We start from the raw sequence: 16,064 nt of genomic DNA on the forward strand, positions 1-16,064 counted from the left end.
AAGCCGTGCGCAGTGAGACAATCCCGTTAAAACTTCCATTGTAATTTTGCGGTTGCCAGGTGGCCCGGTCGATTTGAATGCTCCACGGCTCATCTGCAACGAGTGAAGATGTTGTGTAAAACCGGCTTTGTGAGTCAAAAGCAGTTTCCAACGCAGCCGCATATACAAATGGTTTAAAGCTGCTTCCCGGCTGCCTGTGAGCCTGGGTCAAACGGTCAAACTGGCTTCCCGAAAAATTTCGGCCGCCCACAAAGGCTCTGATTTTTCCCGTGGTAGCTTCGATAGCGATCAAGGAACCTTGCACGCGACCCCGAACACGTTTTCCACGAACTTTGTCGATTGATGCAAGACCTTCCGATAACGCTTGCTGAGCCGCAAGCTGCATGTCGTAGTCAAGAGTCGAAATGATCCTGTAATCCTCTTCGTGCAAAGCTTTTGAAGAGAATTGTTCTTTCAATTGCTTTTTCAAATATGTCAAAAAGTAAGGAGCCCTGTTGTGCGCTCTATCCGGTTGTTTAATCTCCAGACTTGAGCTCATGTATTTTTCACAATCTTTCGAAGATAGAGATCCGACATCTTTCATCGCGAGAAGAACGGAATCGCGGCGCAATTTTGCTTTTTCCGGATGTCGGTACGGATCGTACCGGCTGGGCGCTTGAATTAAACCGGCAAGCGTCGCAGCTTCAGGTATGGTTAGAAGGCGCGCATCTTTTTTGAAATAAAGTTTACTTGCTTCGCCGATTCCCTTAATACTCACAGGGCCTTGTTGCCCTAAATAAATTTCGTTCAAATAGAATTCCAGAATTTCATCTTTGCTGTACTTTGCTTCCATCAGAACGGCCATGGCTGCTTCGCTCATTTTCCGGCGCACTGTTTTTTCAGGAGTTAAGTACAGATTTTTTACTAGTTGCTGCGTGATTGTGCTTCCACCCTGAAACGGACCCTCATCGCGGAGGTTATTGAGAAAAGCTCGCCCAATCGAAGCCACATCAACACCGCTATGTTTGTAAAACCTTCGATCTTCGACCGCAACGACTGCATCCAGAACGTGTTTCGGAAGGTCCTCTATCTTTACTAGCGTGCGTTTTTCCCATTCTGATCCAAAGAGTGTTGCCAGCGGTGTTGGTTCCAATGTGTAATGATCAACCCTCATGTTATCGGCTGCATCCACAATCTTCTGAATTTTTGTGTTGTTGAAAGTCACAAGAACTGGCTTTGTTTCTTCATTTGCTAATGGGCGCTTTCGAAACAAAACCTCTCGCTTGGTATACACATACTGCCCAGGTTGTATGTTTTTTGCTGAAGTCTCTACGTAATTGAGTCTCTGTAGGTATTGAATCAACCAATCCTTGGAAATCACTTTACCAGGAGAAATCGTGGGAGGTTCGGCGTAAATCGTTGCAGGAAGTTGCCATGTAATCTCGTCGATCTGTCTTTCCATCCAAACGAGATTGCCAATCACCAGGAAACCCGATACAACGACTATCCCCACGACAGTTACGCAAAGGGCGAAGAATATTGCCGTCTGGAGATTGCTGGGTCTGAAAATCATTACTCTCATCACGATCTCCTTCTCTAAGCCAAAGGTAGAGATTGCAAGCTAAAGCGGGTATCAAAAAGCACCTATAACCAATGTCGCCAGTAGCGCCTAGATAAGGGTGATTTCGTACGGCATTGTGTGGTTGATTCTGTGACGAGTGGGCCAAGCAAAGTAGCGCGGACGTCTGGTCTGCGTAATGGGCGCAGGCGGGACGGCCGCGCTACTTTGTTTAACTACGAACGGGTCCAGCTGAGCGGATAGAAACCCAGTTTCCTGGCAAGGCTTTCCGGTACGCAAAAATAGGTCATGGAAATCGGAGGGTTATATCCTCCTTTTCGCGGAAAAGGATAGATCGTTCGGGTGTGGGCCGAGTATTTGGGCAGGACGGCGTAACCCCCAAGGGATGCGCAAATTTTCCAGCTGTAACGGCCTTCCCGGTCTGCGCCCGCGGCTGGGCGCAATCCCTGTCCGGACAACTCGTGAACGTATCGAAATCCTGCATGATAAGTGTTCCATCCCGTGCTGAGCAGATCGTGATCTCCCAGAGCGGACTCCTCCGTGAAGATCAGCAAAAATCCGGCTTCGCAATACTTTCTAAATACATCGATGATCTTTGCATTCGTCTGTCCGCGAATCTCATGAAATCCATTGCCCACGAACATCACGGCATCGACAGTCGAAAATCCCTTGTCTCTCACTGCTGTGATCACTGCATCAGGATTTGCAATATCGGCGCGGCGCACAAAGATCATGTTCGCTGGAAGGACTTTCTGTTTTTGCAGTTCCAAAGCCGCATCGATCGCTGCATCTTCCAGATCGGCGCCGAAATACTGCATGTTTTCCTCGCCTGTTCTTTCCAATCGCTGGCGCGTTGCTTCCCCCTGGCCTAATGCGTGTTCAATGAAAACGCGATAGTCAAAACTCTGCTCATTGCAAAACCGGTCCAGACTGTCGTTCCCCATCTCAAACGTCTTCCGGTTTGCAGCCTGGCTGGCGGCAATATTCTTGGTCCTTTGCACATGAGTGCTTGTAGCTTTTCCGCGCAACTTGTTTTCCAGCTCGCGCATATAGGGCACGTATGCATGAATGATTCCGAACGGTCCGGGACCTCGATTCAAAATGCGCGCGCCGAATGCAGTTACTGAGTCGTCCTGAAGAACACCGGCATCTTCCAGCAGCCGGGTCATTTCTGGAAAGAAACCCGAGAGTTTTACACCCGGTTCGGCAGTCGAAGCGATGTTCAGAACGCGCAAAGAGAGAACGGTCGGAACCAGCCGGTATCCGATTCCAACTTGAAAATGATCCGCCTGCCAGCTTTTGTGGATGTGTTCCGTTTCGGGATAGTTATAAAATTCGCGAACCAGATTTTCTTCTGTGCTTGAGGAATTGCCTTGTATAACCTTTACGATCGGATCGACCATGTCGGTTAGGAATTTCTCCTGAAGCGATTCGGCTTTTTGAAAGATGTCTACGGCTTGAAAACATTGCGCAAGTGAGTAACGGGAACCGCGGCAACGTAAGTAGCCACGGGAATGCAAGAAAGACAAGTCCCAGCTCAGGTGTTTGCGATCGACTCCCAGCTTGTCTGCCAGCTCGTCCCGGTCAATGAATCCACCATCCAGAAAAAGTTGGACCATGCCGAGTTTTGAATGCACCGAGAGAATGTGCTTCAGTATCCAGTGATCGGGTGGTGCGCAAATCCCGGCGCTCTGAACCACGTTCCGGAGAACGAAAATCGCTTTTTGCAATGAGATATTCTCACTTTTTTGAAACGGATGTGAGTGCTTTAACCCTTCTTCTAAATTGGCGAGCCAGTCCAGTAAATCTTTTCCATATGCAAAAAGATGAGGAACTTCTTGCAAAAAGAGTTGAAAGGAACTCTGCGAAATGTAAGGGAAGCCGGATGTGCTGAGACTTGTTTTTGAAGCCAGCACTCTGGTGAGTTCCGTTCGGTGTGCATGCGGGTAAGCTTCCAGGAATTGATAAACGCGTTTACTGAACGAATCCGGCATCAAGAAATTATAAGCTCCAAAATTCAATCACGAAATTACAAATAATATTCAAACCTCAAATTTACAATTTTCAAACGAGCCCTCGCAAGCGATTTGGTCCTTGAATTTTGGACGTTGAATATTATTTGTAATTTCGGATTTGGTAAAATTGGTTATTCCGCCATGATGCCTGCCGGCATTTGGCTCGGAAAGAGGATTCGAAAAATGGTTCCGGGTGACCGGTTCATTTCAATGCTTCCTTGAAGCTGTTTGGCAAGCGTATTTACCAGCCGCATTCCGAGCGACTGCGTGTTTCGGAAATCCAGATTTTCAGGAAAACCGACCCCATCATCTTGAACCTTCAGTTCAAAGACGCCGTCCTTCTGTTTTGTTTCGATTGAAATCGCGCCGTTCTCACGCTGCGGAAAAGCGTATTTCAACGCATTGGATACCAGTTCACTTACAATCAATCCACAGGGGATCGCAGTGTCAATGGTGAGGAACGCCTGCGAATCCACATTCAATTTCACGCGCTCCGGATCCACACCATAGGAACGGAACAGGAAGTTTGATAAATCACGAATGTATTCCGCGAAATGAATCTGATTGAGATTTTCCGTTTGATACAATTTTTCGTGTATCAAGGCCATTGAATGAACTCGATTTTGACTTTCATCCAGAACGCTCCGGCATTCTATGGAGGATACATAATTCTTTTGGAGGTTCAATAAGCTGGAAATGATCTGTAGATTATTCTTCACGCGGTGATGGATTTCCTTCAAAAGAAGGTCCTTTTCAGCCACCGATTTTTTCAGCAAGCCTTCCATGCGTTTTCTTTCTGTGATATCGATCATGATTCCACGTAAGCGTTCATTGTGTTCACCGGAAGCCTGGTAAAGTCCGATGATATTGTTCATCCAGATCACTCTGCCGTCTGCGGTGATCACCCTGTATTCCAGTTCCCGGTCTTTGGTGGAGGGGTCAATTTCCGTGAATTTTCTGATAATCCTGTCCCGGTCATCCGGATGAATGATGTTTCTCCAGAACCTCGGATTTTCCGTCCATTGGCTGGCCGGGTACCCGAGAATGTATTCGGTCTGGCTGCTGACAAAGATGAACGTCAAGCTCCGCGGAAGCGCTTCCCATACGATGGCATCGAGTCCTTCGACAAGCTCCTGATAACGGCTTCTGGCTTCTGTGGCCGATCGCTCCGCTTCCTCCAATTCCACGGTTCGCTCTTTCACGCGCCGCTCCAGTTCTTCATTTGCAAGACGGATTGCTTCTTCGGCTTCCTTCCTTTCCGAAACATCCAGCATGATTCCAATCAATTCAAATGAATCTTCGTCATCTTTCGGTACGCGGACAACGTTGTGGAACCAATGCGTTTCGCCGTTCTGCGCGATCAAACGGTATTCAATTTCCACCGGAATTCTTTCATGAGCGGCTCTTAACATCGAAGAAATTACCCACTTGTTGTCCTGCGTATGAAGGTGGGATACAAAGAAATTTTCATCCGCCAACCATGTTTCCACCGGGTAGCCCAGAATTTTTTCCGCTTCCCGGCTCACAAACTGAAATCTCATGGTTCTTGCGTCCGCGCGCCAAACGATAAGATTTCCTGTTTCATACAAGCTGGTGAAGTGTTTACCGGCTTGCTTGAGCGCTTCCTGTTTGATGTAAATGTCGATGAAGAAAGAAACTTTTGCCCGGAGTATATCGGGATCAACCGGTTTCATCAGGTAATCCACGGCCCCCGCTAAGTAGCCCTGCGAAATGGACTCAGCGTCTTTTGTGACTCCTGTTATGAAAATGATGGGAACGTAGCGATTTTTTTCTCTTTGCCGGATCAAACGGGCCACTTCAAAACCGCTCAAAGTAGGAAGTTTTACATCAAGAAGAATCAATGCGAAATCCAGTCGAAGAAGCCAGCGCAATGCTTCTTCTCCCGAAGTTGCCTTTACGATGTTGTAATGGGCTTGCTTTAAAACAGCTTCCAATACATCGAGAGTCTCCATGTGATCGTCAACGATCAAAATGTTTACTTGATGTATGTCGTTCACTTGCTAATCTCTGGTTTTCTGATAACCGCAGTTGAGATTCCGGTAGTCCATCTCGTGTGAAGTGAAGTACAGAGATTCATTTTCACCAAGGCTCAAGATTCCGAGAGGGCAGAGGCTCTCAAATAAAAGGTTATGCACACGATTGCGCAATTCTTTGTTGAAATAAATCAAAACATTTCGACAGAGAATGTAATTGAATTCTTGAAAGGAATGGTCGGTAGCCAGATTGTGCAATTGAAAGGTTACGTTTTGCGTGAGAGCGCGATCAAATATGGCTTCCTCTCCTTTGACGATGAAATAATCTGAGAAGGAACTTTTACCGCCGGCGTCCAGATAATTGTTGCTGTATTCCGGAATGCGTTCTGCAGGAAACCTTCCTTGCTTTGCCGCAGTAAGAACTTCTTCTTGAATATCTGTAGCGTAAATACGGGCGCGAGAGTACAGATTCTCTTCATGGAGAAGAATCGCCATCGAATAAACTTCCTCCCCTGTTGAACATCCGGCATGCCAGATTCTGATGAAAGGATAGGTCCGAAGCCACCGAAGAACGTTTGTGCGAACGTCTGCGTAAAATTGAGGATCCCGGAACAGGGAAGTGGTCGTTACGAATAGTTCCCAGAGAAAACGTTCTAGAGCGCGTGGATCATGAAGCACTCGTTCCTGCAATGCCGAGATCGTTGGAAGTCCGATTGTGTGCGAATATTCAGTCGCTTTACGGGTAATGGTAGAGACAGAATAATCACGGAAGTCCAGACCATAAACCTGGTAGATACCCTCCAGAAGAAGGCGCGCTTCTATCGCTGCCAGATCGTTATCCGGTCGTCTGTCAGGGACCCTGTTCATGCGATTCTGCGGCATTACAATCACCTCGAATTAAGTAGCGCGGACGTCTCGTCTGCGCGCATTACGCAGGGCGGGACGCCCGCGCTACTTTCATCCTATGTCTTTTGGCCGTCTCCTTTGTATAGCCAAACACGCATTAACGACAATAGCTTTTCAACATCCACAGGTTTTGCGATGTAATCCGATGCGCCAGCCTCCATGCATTTTTCACGGTCCCCTTTCATTGCTTTTGCTGTGAGCGCGATGACTGCTAACTGGCGAAAATTTTCTTTTTTCCTGAGCTCTCGGATCGTTTCGTAGCCATCCATTCCTGGCATCATGATATCCATCAAAACCAGATCGGTATCGGGATTCTTTTCCAGCATTTCGATCCCTTCACGGCCATTTTCTGCAAACAGGATTTTCATGGGTTGATCCTGAGGCACGCTATTCTCCAGAACACTCGTAAGAGCAAATATATTCCTCACATCGTCATCGACAATCAAAACTTTCCTGTTTGCCAGGACAGAATCTTGATCGTGCAGCTGCGCGAGAATTTGCTCTTTTTCTTTGGGAAGTTTCGACTCCACGCGGTGCAGAAACAGCGCAGTCTCATCCAGTAACCTTTCCGGAGAACTCACACCCTTGATGACAATACTGTCGGCATATCGCTTCAGCTGAGTTTCCTCTTTTTCCGTCAGCTCGCGTCCCGTGTAGACAATGATCGGCAGTTCTGTGTATCTGGCTTTTACTTCTTCCAGTAGCTCAAAGCCGTCTATATCGGGAAGACTCAGATCCAGGACCATGCAATCGACTCTTTGCCGCTTCATGATTTCCACGGCTTCAGTTCCGGTGGCGGCTGAAACAATATCGAGATCGGTAGCGCCGATCAATTCGGCTATTGCTTTACGCTGCGCTTCGTCATCTTCGACCACAAGAAGCGTTTTCATTCCGCGATTGATGAAATCGACGATTTTATCGAGCGCGTTATCGAGTGTTTCGGGCGAAACAGGTTTCATCATGTAGGCGTAAGCGCCTTGCTGAAGACCCCGGTGGCGATCTTCCAACACCGAAATAATCTGTACAGGAATGTGACGCGTTCGCGGATGATGTTTCAACCTGGTCAGGACGGTCCAACCATCCAGGACAGGCAGGACCATATCCAGAAGAATGGCGTCCGGAATGAATTCGTGCGCCAGCGCCAGGCCTGTGTCCCCCTTGTGAGCGAGGATCACTTTAAAACCTTTTTGATGGGCGATATCAACGAGTATGCCCGCAAAATTCTCATCATCCTCCACTATCAGTAGAGTTTTATCGCCCGGCCGGAGCTCGTACCGGTCATCCAGAAATTCAGTCTGTGTGAAAAGATCTTGTGGAAGGGTCACATCAGTTAGCATTTGTTCCAGCCTCCTGAAGCCGGGAATTTGGGAGTCAAGAGAGGGAGTGACGGCTACGTACTTCTCTGGCAAATACAGTGTGAAAACGCTGCCCTCGCCCGGTTCGCTGGAAAGATGGATTTCGCCACCAAGCAAACGCACAATTTCGCGGCTGATGGTGAGGCCAAGACCGGTTCCACCGTGACTTCTGTTGGATCCGCTGTCCCCTTGCTGGAACGCCTCAAAGATGATTCGTTGTTTGTCTTTGGGGATGCCGATACCGGTGTCAGTAACGGCGATGGCAATCACGTTTTGCGAGTCACGCAGAGTTGGCGCGGTCAGATGATTTGCGGGCGGAGCCGCGCTGATGTTCATCTCGATCTTGCCTGAGTCTGTGAACTTAAACGCATTGGACAACAGATTTCTCAGCACTTGTTCCAGGCGGAGCGGATCGGTCCGCATGATTCCCGGAGCCGTTTCATCGATTCTGATTTCATAATCCAGTCCCTTTTGTTCTGCAATTTGCCGGAAACTTCTTTCAGCGAACGAACGAATGTCATCAAGGTCGAAGTCCTGGATTTGTATGTCCATCTTGCCTGCTTCAATTTTGGAAAGGTCTAGAACCTCATTGATCAACCCCAGCAAATCGTTACCGGAGGCAAAGATTGTTTGCAAATAGTCGACTTGCTTTACTGTCAGATTCTGATCTTTGTTTTCGGAGACCAGTTTCGCAAGAAGAAGAATACTGTTCAGAGGCGTTCTCAGTTCGTGAGACATGTTGGCCAGGAATTCGGATTTGTATTTGGAGGTGATGGCGAGCTGTTCTGCTTTTTCTTGCAAGGAGGCCTGCGCCAGTTCCAGCTCACGGTTCTTGGTCTCGACCATTTTCTTTTGATCCGAAAGCAAGCGTGCCTTCTCTTCCAAATCCTCATTGGTTCGTTGCAATTCATCCTGTTGCTGGCGAAGCAATTCCTGCGATGCTTTCAACGCTTGTGTTTGTTCTTCGAGTTCTTCATTCGAGCGCTTTAATTCTTCTTGCTGGCTTTGCAATTCTCCTGCGAGCGCCTGCGATTGTTTGAGGAGCTCTTCCGTGCGCATGCTGGCGCCGATCATGTTCAAAACAACGCCGAGACTCTCCATCAATTGTTCGAGGAAGAGTTGATGCACCGGACTGAAGTGTTCAAACGAAGCAAGTTCGGTAACCGCCATAACCTGTCCTTCGAACAAAACCGGAAGCACAATGATGTTCCGTGGCGTTCCTTCTCCAAGACCGGAACTAATCTTGACGTAGTCTTTGGGAGGGTCCGTGATGAGGATCGGTTTCTTCTCCAGCGCGCACTGTCCTACAAGACTTTCGCCATATTGAAATTTGTTGGCCACGGACTTCCGCACTTTGTAACCGTAACTGCTGAGAAGTTTCAACATCGGTTGTCCGCCTTCGGAGTCTTTGACATAAAACACACCATGCTGTGCGGAGACCAGCGGCGTCAGCTCAGACATGATGCTCTGTGCAACTGTTTGCAGGTCGCGTTGTCCTTGCAACATGCGGGAGAATCTTGCCAGGTTCGTTTTCAACCAGTCCTGTTCCACATTCTTTTGCGTTGTGTCTTTCAAAGTCAGAATCATCTGGTTGATATTGTTTTTCAATTCTTCGACTTCACCCATGGCTTCCACGGCAACCGAACGTGTCAGATCGCCGCGAGTCACTGCGGTGGCAACGTCTGCAATAGCGCGAACCTGCGTGGTTAAATTTGCAGCAAGCAGGTTGACGTTATCGGTCAAATCCTTCCATGTACCGGCAACACCAGGCACCGCCGCCTGGCCACCCAGAATTCCAAACGTTCCGACTTCGCGGGCCACACGCGTAACTTCTGCTGCGAATGCATTGAGCTGATCCACCATTGTGTTGACTGTGTTTTTCAGCTGCAGAATTTCACCGCGCACATCGACCGTTATCTTTTGCGATAGATCGCCCTGCGCGACAGCCGTCGTAACGAGGGCGATGTTCCGCACTTGATCGGTCAGGTTGTTGGCCATTCTGTTTACGTTGTCGGTGAGATCCTTCCACGTTCCGGCAACTCCTTTGATTTCCGCCTGGCCGCCCAGTTTTCCATCGGTTCCGACTTCACGAGCCACACGACTGACTTCCGACGCGAATGAATTCAACTGATCCACCATTTTGTTGATGGTGTCCTTCAGCTGCAGAATTTCACCGCGAGCATCGACCGTAATCTTTTGCGAAAGATCGCCATTCGCGACTGCGGTTGTAACTTTGGCAATGTCGCGAACCTGCGAAGTAAGAGAGCCGGCCATGGCGTTCACATTGTCCGTGAGGTCTTTCCACGTGCCGGATACACCTTTTACTTCCGCCTGGCCGCCCAGTTTTCCATCGGTTCCAACCTCTTTCGCCACGCGTGTAACTTCCGCCGCGAAAGCGTTCAGCTGATCCACCATCCGGTTGATGGTGTTTTTCAGCTGCAGAATTTCACCGCGTGCATCGACCGTGATCTTCTGCGAAAGATCGCCATTGGCAACTCCAGTGGTCACCAGCGCGATGTTTCGCACCTGATCGGTCAGGTTTGTTGCCATGCGATTCACGTTGTCTGTTAAATCTTTCCAGATACCCGATACTCCGCGCACTTCCGCCTGACCTCCGAGTCTTCCATCCGTTCCGACTTCCTTTGCCACGCGTGTAACTTCGGATGCGAACGCGTTCAATTGATCGACCATTGTGTTGATCGTGTCCTTAAGCTCTAGAATTTCTCCTTTGACAGACACCGTAATTTTTTTGGATAGATCACCCTGAGCAACGGCCGTCGTGACTGCCGCGATGTTGCGAACTTGATCGGTCAGGTTGGTTGCCATGTAATTGACGTTGTCCGTTAGATCCTTCCACGTACCGCCTACTCCTTCGACTCTTGCCTGACCTCCGAGTTTTCCTTCTGTGCCGACTTCACGCGCCACACGGGTAACTTCTGCTGCAAACGCATTTAATTGATCGACCATTGTGTTGATGGTGTTTTTCAGCTCGAGAATTTCACCGCGCGCTTCTACTGTGATTTTCTTGGATAGATCCCCTTGAGCAACCGCCGTCGTCACCGCCGCGATGTTTCGCACCTGATCGGTCAGGTTGTTGCCCATTTTGTTTACGTTGTCGGTCAAATCTTTCCATGTCCCTGCAACACCTTTTACTTCTGCCTGGCCACCCAGTTTTCCATCGGTTCCGACTTCTTTCGCCACGCGCGTAACTTCCGCCGCGAATGCGCTCAATTGATCGACCATTGTGTTGATTGTGTTCTTCAATCGCAGGATTTCACCTTTTACCTCTACTGTGATTTTCTTGGATAGATCTCCCTGCGCAACAGCCGTGGTTACTTCTGCGATATTCCTCACTTGATCCGTCAAGTTGCTTGCCATGTAATTCACGTTATCGGTCAAATCTTTCCACGTGCCGGCAACTCCTTTTACATCGGCTTGACCGCCAAGTTTTCCTTCTGTGCCGACTTCGCGCGCCACGCGGCTGACTTCGGATGCGAACGCATTTAATTGATCTACGGTGGTGTTGATCGTGTTTTTCAATTCCAGGATTTCGCCTTTGACTTCGACTGTGATCTTTTTCGATAGGTCACCCAGCGCGATCGCTTTACTGACTTCCGCGATGTTTCGCACCTGGCTGGTAAGGTTATTTGCCATACCATTCACGTTATCGGTTAAGTCTTTCCATGTGCCCGCGACACCTTCCACTTTGGCCTGCCCACCGAGTTTTCCTTCCGTACCGACTTCGCGCGCCACGCGTGTGACTTCTGCCGCAAACGCGCTGAGCTGATCCACCATCGTGTTGATTGTATTTTTCAGCTCCAGAATTTCGCCTTTGACTTCAACTGTGATCTTTTTCGATAGGTCACCCAACGCGATCGCTTTACTGACTTCGGCGATGTTTCGCACCTGGCTGGTCAAGTTATCAGCCATCCAGTTAACGTTGTTCGTCAGATCGTTCCAGGTTCCAGCGACCCCTTCCACCCGGGCCTGACCTCCCAGCTTCCCTTCCATACCGACTTCTCGCGCAACACGAATAACTTCGGATGCAAACGCGTTCAATTGATCGACCATCGTGTTGATGGTGTTTTTCAATTCCAAAATTTCGCCACGCACTTCAACTGTGATCTTCTTGGATAGATCTCCTTGCGCAACAGCGGTGGTAACCTCCGCGATGTTTCGCACCTGGTTTGTCAGATTGTTTGCCATACCGTTGACGTTGTCCGTTAGATCCTTCCACGTCCCTGCAACGCCTTCTACTTTCGCCTGTCCACCGAGTTTTCCTTCCGTACCGACTTCACGCGCCACGCGCGTGACTTCCGCCGCGAATGCGCTGAGTTGATCAACCATTGTGTTGATCGTATTCTTCAGATCCAGGATTTCTCCTTTCACATCAACCGTGATTTTTTTAGAGAGATCACCCTGCGCAACGGCCTTCGTAACTTCCGCGATGTTTCTCACCTGGCCGGTCAGATTATCTGCCATCCAGTTGACATTGTTTGTCAGATCTTTCCACGTACCGGCCACACCCGGCACCACTGCCTGGCCACCCAATTTTCCTTCTGTGCCGACTTCACGCGCCACGCGGCTGACTTCAGAGGCGAATGAATTCAATTGATCCACCATCGTGTTAATGGTTTCTTTTAATTGCAGAATTTCGCCCTGAGCTTGAACCGTAATTTTTCTGGATAGATCCCCTTCGGCAACTGCGGTTGTGACTTCTGCAATATTTCGAACCTGCGACGTCAAACTGTTCGCCATCGCATTCACGTTGTCTGTCAGACCCTTCCACGTACCGGCCACACCCCTAACGTCCGCCTGCCCACCGAGCTTTCCTTCGGTTCCGACTTCGCGGGCCACACGCGTAACTTCTCCTGCAAATGAGCTGAGCTGATCCACCATTGTGTTCACGATGTTTCCAATCTGGAAGAATTCGCCTTTCAATGGACGGCCGTCGATTTCCATTCTCATTTTTTCGTTAAGGTCGCCCCGCGCGACTGCCGTAATGACGCGTCCTACTTCCGTCGTAGGCTGAACGAGGTTGTCAATTAGAGCGTTTATCGATTTTAGGCTTTGCCTCCATCCACCTTTCGTGCGGGATAAAGTGGTGCGTTCGGTAAGCCTTCCTTCCTCTCCAATCGCCTTGCTAACGCGATCGAGCTCAGAGACCCGCCGTTCGTTCATTTCAGTATATTGATTGAACACGCGGTTGATTTTTCCAATGATCCCGTTTTTTCCGGAATTCAAACGAACTGAAAAATCCCCGTCCCGCGCTGCTTTCAACGCTTCCAGCAATCGCCCTAAACGGTCGTCATCTTTTTTCCCAGCCCCAGGGCGCCTCTTTCCCTTGACGCGTTTAACAGGGGAAGGTTTTTCCAGATTGTTCTCTGATAACGGAATATTCTCTTCGCTTACGGCCATGTAGTTCTCTCCTTAGAAAAATCAGCTGACGTTTCGAGCCAAAAAACAAAATGAGGGAGTAACGTCCCCAAGAACATTGCATCCTGAAGATTATCCTGACGGGAAATTTAGGCGAAATCTCGTCTAAAACAAGCATATTTGTGTAACGATTGCTGTTACATTTTTTGAGGAGGTTAGCGATGGCGAGGAGGCGGCGGTAAGCGTAATTAACCAGAGTAGCGGGTGGTCTCGCCTGCGATTCAAGTAGCGCGGGCGTCTCGCCTGCGATTCAAGTAGCGCGGGCGTCTCGCCTGCGATTCTGCGCAGACGGGGACGTCCGCGCTACAGGGATTTGGAGGAAAACATGTCTATTTGGAAAACAGCTAAAGCTTTGCTGACGATCGCTCTGTGTCTTTGTTTGTTGGCGCCCGTTGATGCTCGGGCGACTCAGATTGTAACTCAGGAAGACTTGCATCAAGACTTGCTCAAATCCTGGGAAGAAAGGGAACAGAATCTTGCCACATTGAAGGGACTACTATCGACAGAAGCAGCCCGTGAAATGATCGCAAAAACTGGTACCGATTACGGTAAAGTAATGCGAGCCCTGCCCAATCTGGATGATGAGGAACTGTCAAGGCTCGCGTCTCAAGCCCGTGTTGCACAAGCTAATTTTGCAGCCGGCCTATCTGATCGGGAAATCGTCAATGTCCTGATCATTGTGCTGCTCGTGGTTGCCATCATTGTTGTTGTCGCAGCAGTTGCGGACTAAAAACAACAATGAATTGGAGCATCTTTCCGGTTCTTGCCCTGTTTTTATCCTTGATTTGGATCGATGTGCCATTCATTCGACAGGAGGAAAAGGGATGCGGTGCGGCCAGCATTGCCATGGTGATGCAATACTGGCAATCCGAAGGTCATCATGTTCCTGAGGAAGCAAGCAGTCCATCCCGGATCATGCAACTACTTTATTCGAAGCCGGAGGAAGGAATTCGCGCTGAGGACCTGACTCGATATTTGGAGGAGCATGGATTCCAGACCTTCAGTTTTTCCGGCAAGTCGGAGGACCTGGCGCATCACATAAAGAAAGGGCGCCCGCTGATTGTGTCCCTGGAAGCGGAGGGCAAGACCGGCAAGCTCCATTTTCTGGTGGTTGCCGGAGTAGATCCGGAGAACGAGCTGGTGCTTGTGAATGATCCGGCCGAACGGAAATTATTGAAAATGAAGCGAACAACTTTCGAAAAACGGTGGGCAGCAACAAAGAACTGGACCTTACTGGCGTTACCCGAGCAATGAAAAATTATTTGTTCCTTCTGCTTGTCTTTTGTTTCGGACCTGACCTATATGCTCTATCCTTTTTTACTGGCCCGATGCGAAATTGGGCCCAGGTGGAGTATGCCTTAGAAGCGACACAGGCAAGCATGAGTTACCGCAGGGGTGATCGTGAGCTTTCCAAGAAGTACCTGCAAAGAATTCTGGAAAAGAATGCGGGCGATTCTTACGCGAACCAGTTTTTGGGGACTCTTTTCTTAATGGATGGGAATCTCGAAGCTGCACTCAAATACTGGAATCGTCTCGGTAAACCACTCATAGAGAATATTCAGCTGGAACCTCATCCGGATGTAGATCCGGAATTGTTGGATAGGGCCCTTGTTATGGCGCCGGCTTCCTCATTAACGCGAGAAGATTACCTGGCGACGGAATCAAGACTTCAGATGATGGGCGTTTTTAGAAAACAGGAATTCGAGCTGAAACCTCACAAAAAGGAAGAGAAGTTCGATTTGATTGTCCGGCCTTCGGTAAAAAAGGGCGCATTTTCGTCAAAAATCAAAATGGCGACGCTGGCCGCTCAGGGCGTTTTTACAGAAACGGTCCAGCTGGAGTTTCCGAACATTGAGGGCACAACGATCAGCGCCAGTTCGCTGATTTCGTGGGATGAATTCAAAAATCGCTTTTATTCTTCTTTGTCATTGCCGTTCGGCAGGCATCCACACATGCGCATCCGGTCTTTTTCAGATACGCGAAAGGAAACATGGGCGCTTGCTCCTGATGTGGATCTTTTGAAATGGCAGGGCGGTGTAGAGCTTGCCGAGAGCGTAAACGGCAATTGGAAATGGAACAGCGGCGCCAAAGTATCACACCGAAACTACGACAATATTGGTAGCTTTTCGGCTTCTTTCCAGGAAGGATGGGTCATTCAGGCTTTCGCAAATTTTGATTTTTCTCTGCTTCGAATTCCGGAGCGAAGGTTTAATGTGAAATCAAATTTGAACACGGAGGTGGGTAAGCTTCTTCATTCTTTCTCCTCGCCTTTTCTGATGCTGGAAAATTCGGTGGAGATGCGCTGGTTTCCACGGCCTGCGGGTGAAGACCTCGCAATGACCGGCCGTTTTCGAACAGGAAAAATATTCGGTGAGGTGCCTTTTGATGAATCTTTTGTTCTCGGTGTAGAAAGAGACACTGATCTTCTGCTGCGCGCCCATAAAAGCCAGAGCGATAAAAAAGGGGAGAATCCCTTTGCCTCTGCCTATGCTCTTTGGAACTGGGATATCAGCAAGATCGTTGTCGATAAGAAAAGATACCGCTTGAAACTTACTCCGTTCCTTGACGTTGGGAAAATCTTTGATTCCCAGTTGTGGCGCGGAAAGCAGTGGTTTGTTGACACCGGAATCCAGACTGGAGTACAGATTTTTGGAGCTCCCGAACTGGTGCTGACCTTTGGAAAGGATTTGCGGACCGGCCGAAACGTCGTGTACTTCAGTGCGAGGTTGTAGAGGTTGTAGTGGCAGAGCATTTTACGTCTTTTGGAACCTACTCTACGATTTTTGGGAGGCTGTCTAAG

The 16,064-nt window shown here is 48.9% G+C and carries 8 protein-coding genes; 3 read left to right on the forward strand and 5 right to left on the reverse strand.

What is annotated here, in order from left to right; all coding sequences use genetic code 11:
• The 5 genes from L0156_12825 to L0156_12845 form a co-directional block, all read right to left on the reverse strand.
• Positions 1-1,561: transglycosylase domain-containing protein (locus tag L0156_12825; GenBank protein ID MCI0603882.1), on the reverse strand; the 1,561-nt coding region annotated here is incomplete at its 3' end.
• A gap of 212 nt (positions 1,562-1,773) precedes the next feature.
• The gene (locus L0156_12830) at positions 1,774-3,552 is read right to left on the reverse strand and encodes a hypothetical protein (GenBank protein ID MCI0603883.1); all 1,779 of its coding nucleotides are present in this window, start codon (positions 3,550-3,552) and stop codon (positions 1,774-1,776) included.
• A gap of 152 nt (positions 3,553-3,704) precedes the next feature.
• Positions 3,705-5,591 carry a PAS domain-containing protein gene (locus L0156_12835; GenBank protein MCI0603884.1) on the reverse strand — a complete coding sequence of 629 codons (1,887 nt, stop codon included), beginning with the start codon at positions 5,589-5,591 and terminating at the stop codon, positions 3,705-3,707.
• Between the two features lie 3 nt (positions 5,592-5,594).
• Entirely contained in the window at positions 5,595-6,434 is an 840-nt protein-coding gene (locus L0156_12840; protein ID MCI0603885.1) for a protein-glutamate O-methyltransferase CheR, read from the reverse strand.
• A gap of 95 nt (positions 6,435-6,529) precedes the next feature.
• Complete coding sequence (locus L0156_12845) at positions 6,530-13,246, reverse strand: HAMP domain-containing protein (protein MCI0603886.1); 6,717 nt, start codon at positions 13,244-13,246, stop codon at positions 6,530-6,532.
• A gap of 343 nt (positions 13,247-13,589) precedes the next feature.
• Between L0156_12845 and L0156_12850 the strand changes: the two genes are divergently transcribed.
• Genes L0156_12850 through L0156_12860 form a run of 3 tightly spaced genes read left to right on the forward strand, consistent with a single transcriptional unit; the run spans position 13,590 to position 15,996 of the window.
• Complete coding sequence (locus tag L0156_12850; protein MCI0603887.1) at positions 13,590-13,994, forward strand: PA2779 family protein; 405 nt, start codon at positions 13,590-13,592, stop codon at positions 13,992-13,994.
• Positions 13,995-14,002: 8 nt separating this feature from the next.
• On the forward strand, positions 14,003-14,518 hold the full coding sequence (locus L0156_12855) for a C39 family peptidase (GenBank protein ID MCI0603888.1): 516 nt from the start codon (positions 14,003-14,005) through the stop codon (positions 14,516-14,518).
• On the forward strand, positions 14,515-15,996 hold the full coding sequence (locus L0156_12860; GenBank protein ID MCI0603889.1) for a hypothetical protein: 1,482 nt from the start codon (positions 14,515-14,517) through the stop codon (positions 15,994-15,996). The genes L0156_12855 and L0156_12860 overlap by 4 nt, the downstream gene beginning before the upstream one ends.
• Positions 15,997-16,064 lie beyond the last annotated feature (68 nt).

The sequence above is a fragment of the bacterium genome (assembly GCA_022616075.1).
Classification (GTDB): domain Bacteria; phylum Acidobacteriota; class HRBIN11; order JAKEFK01; family JAKEFK01; genus JAKEFK01.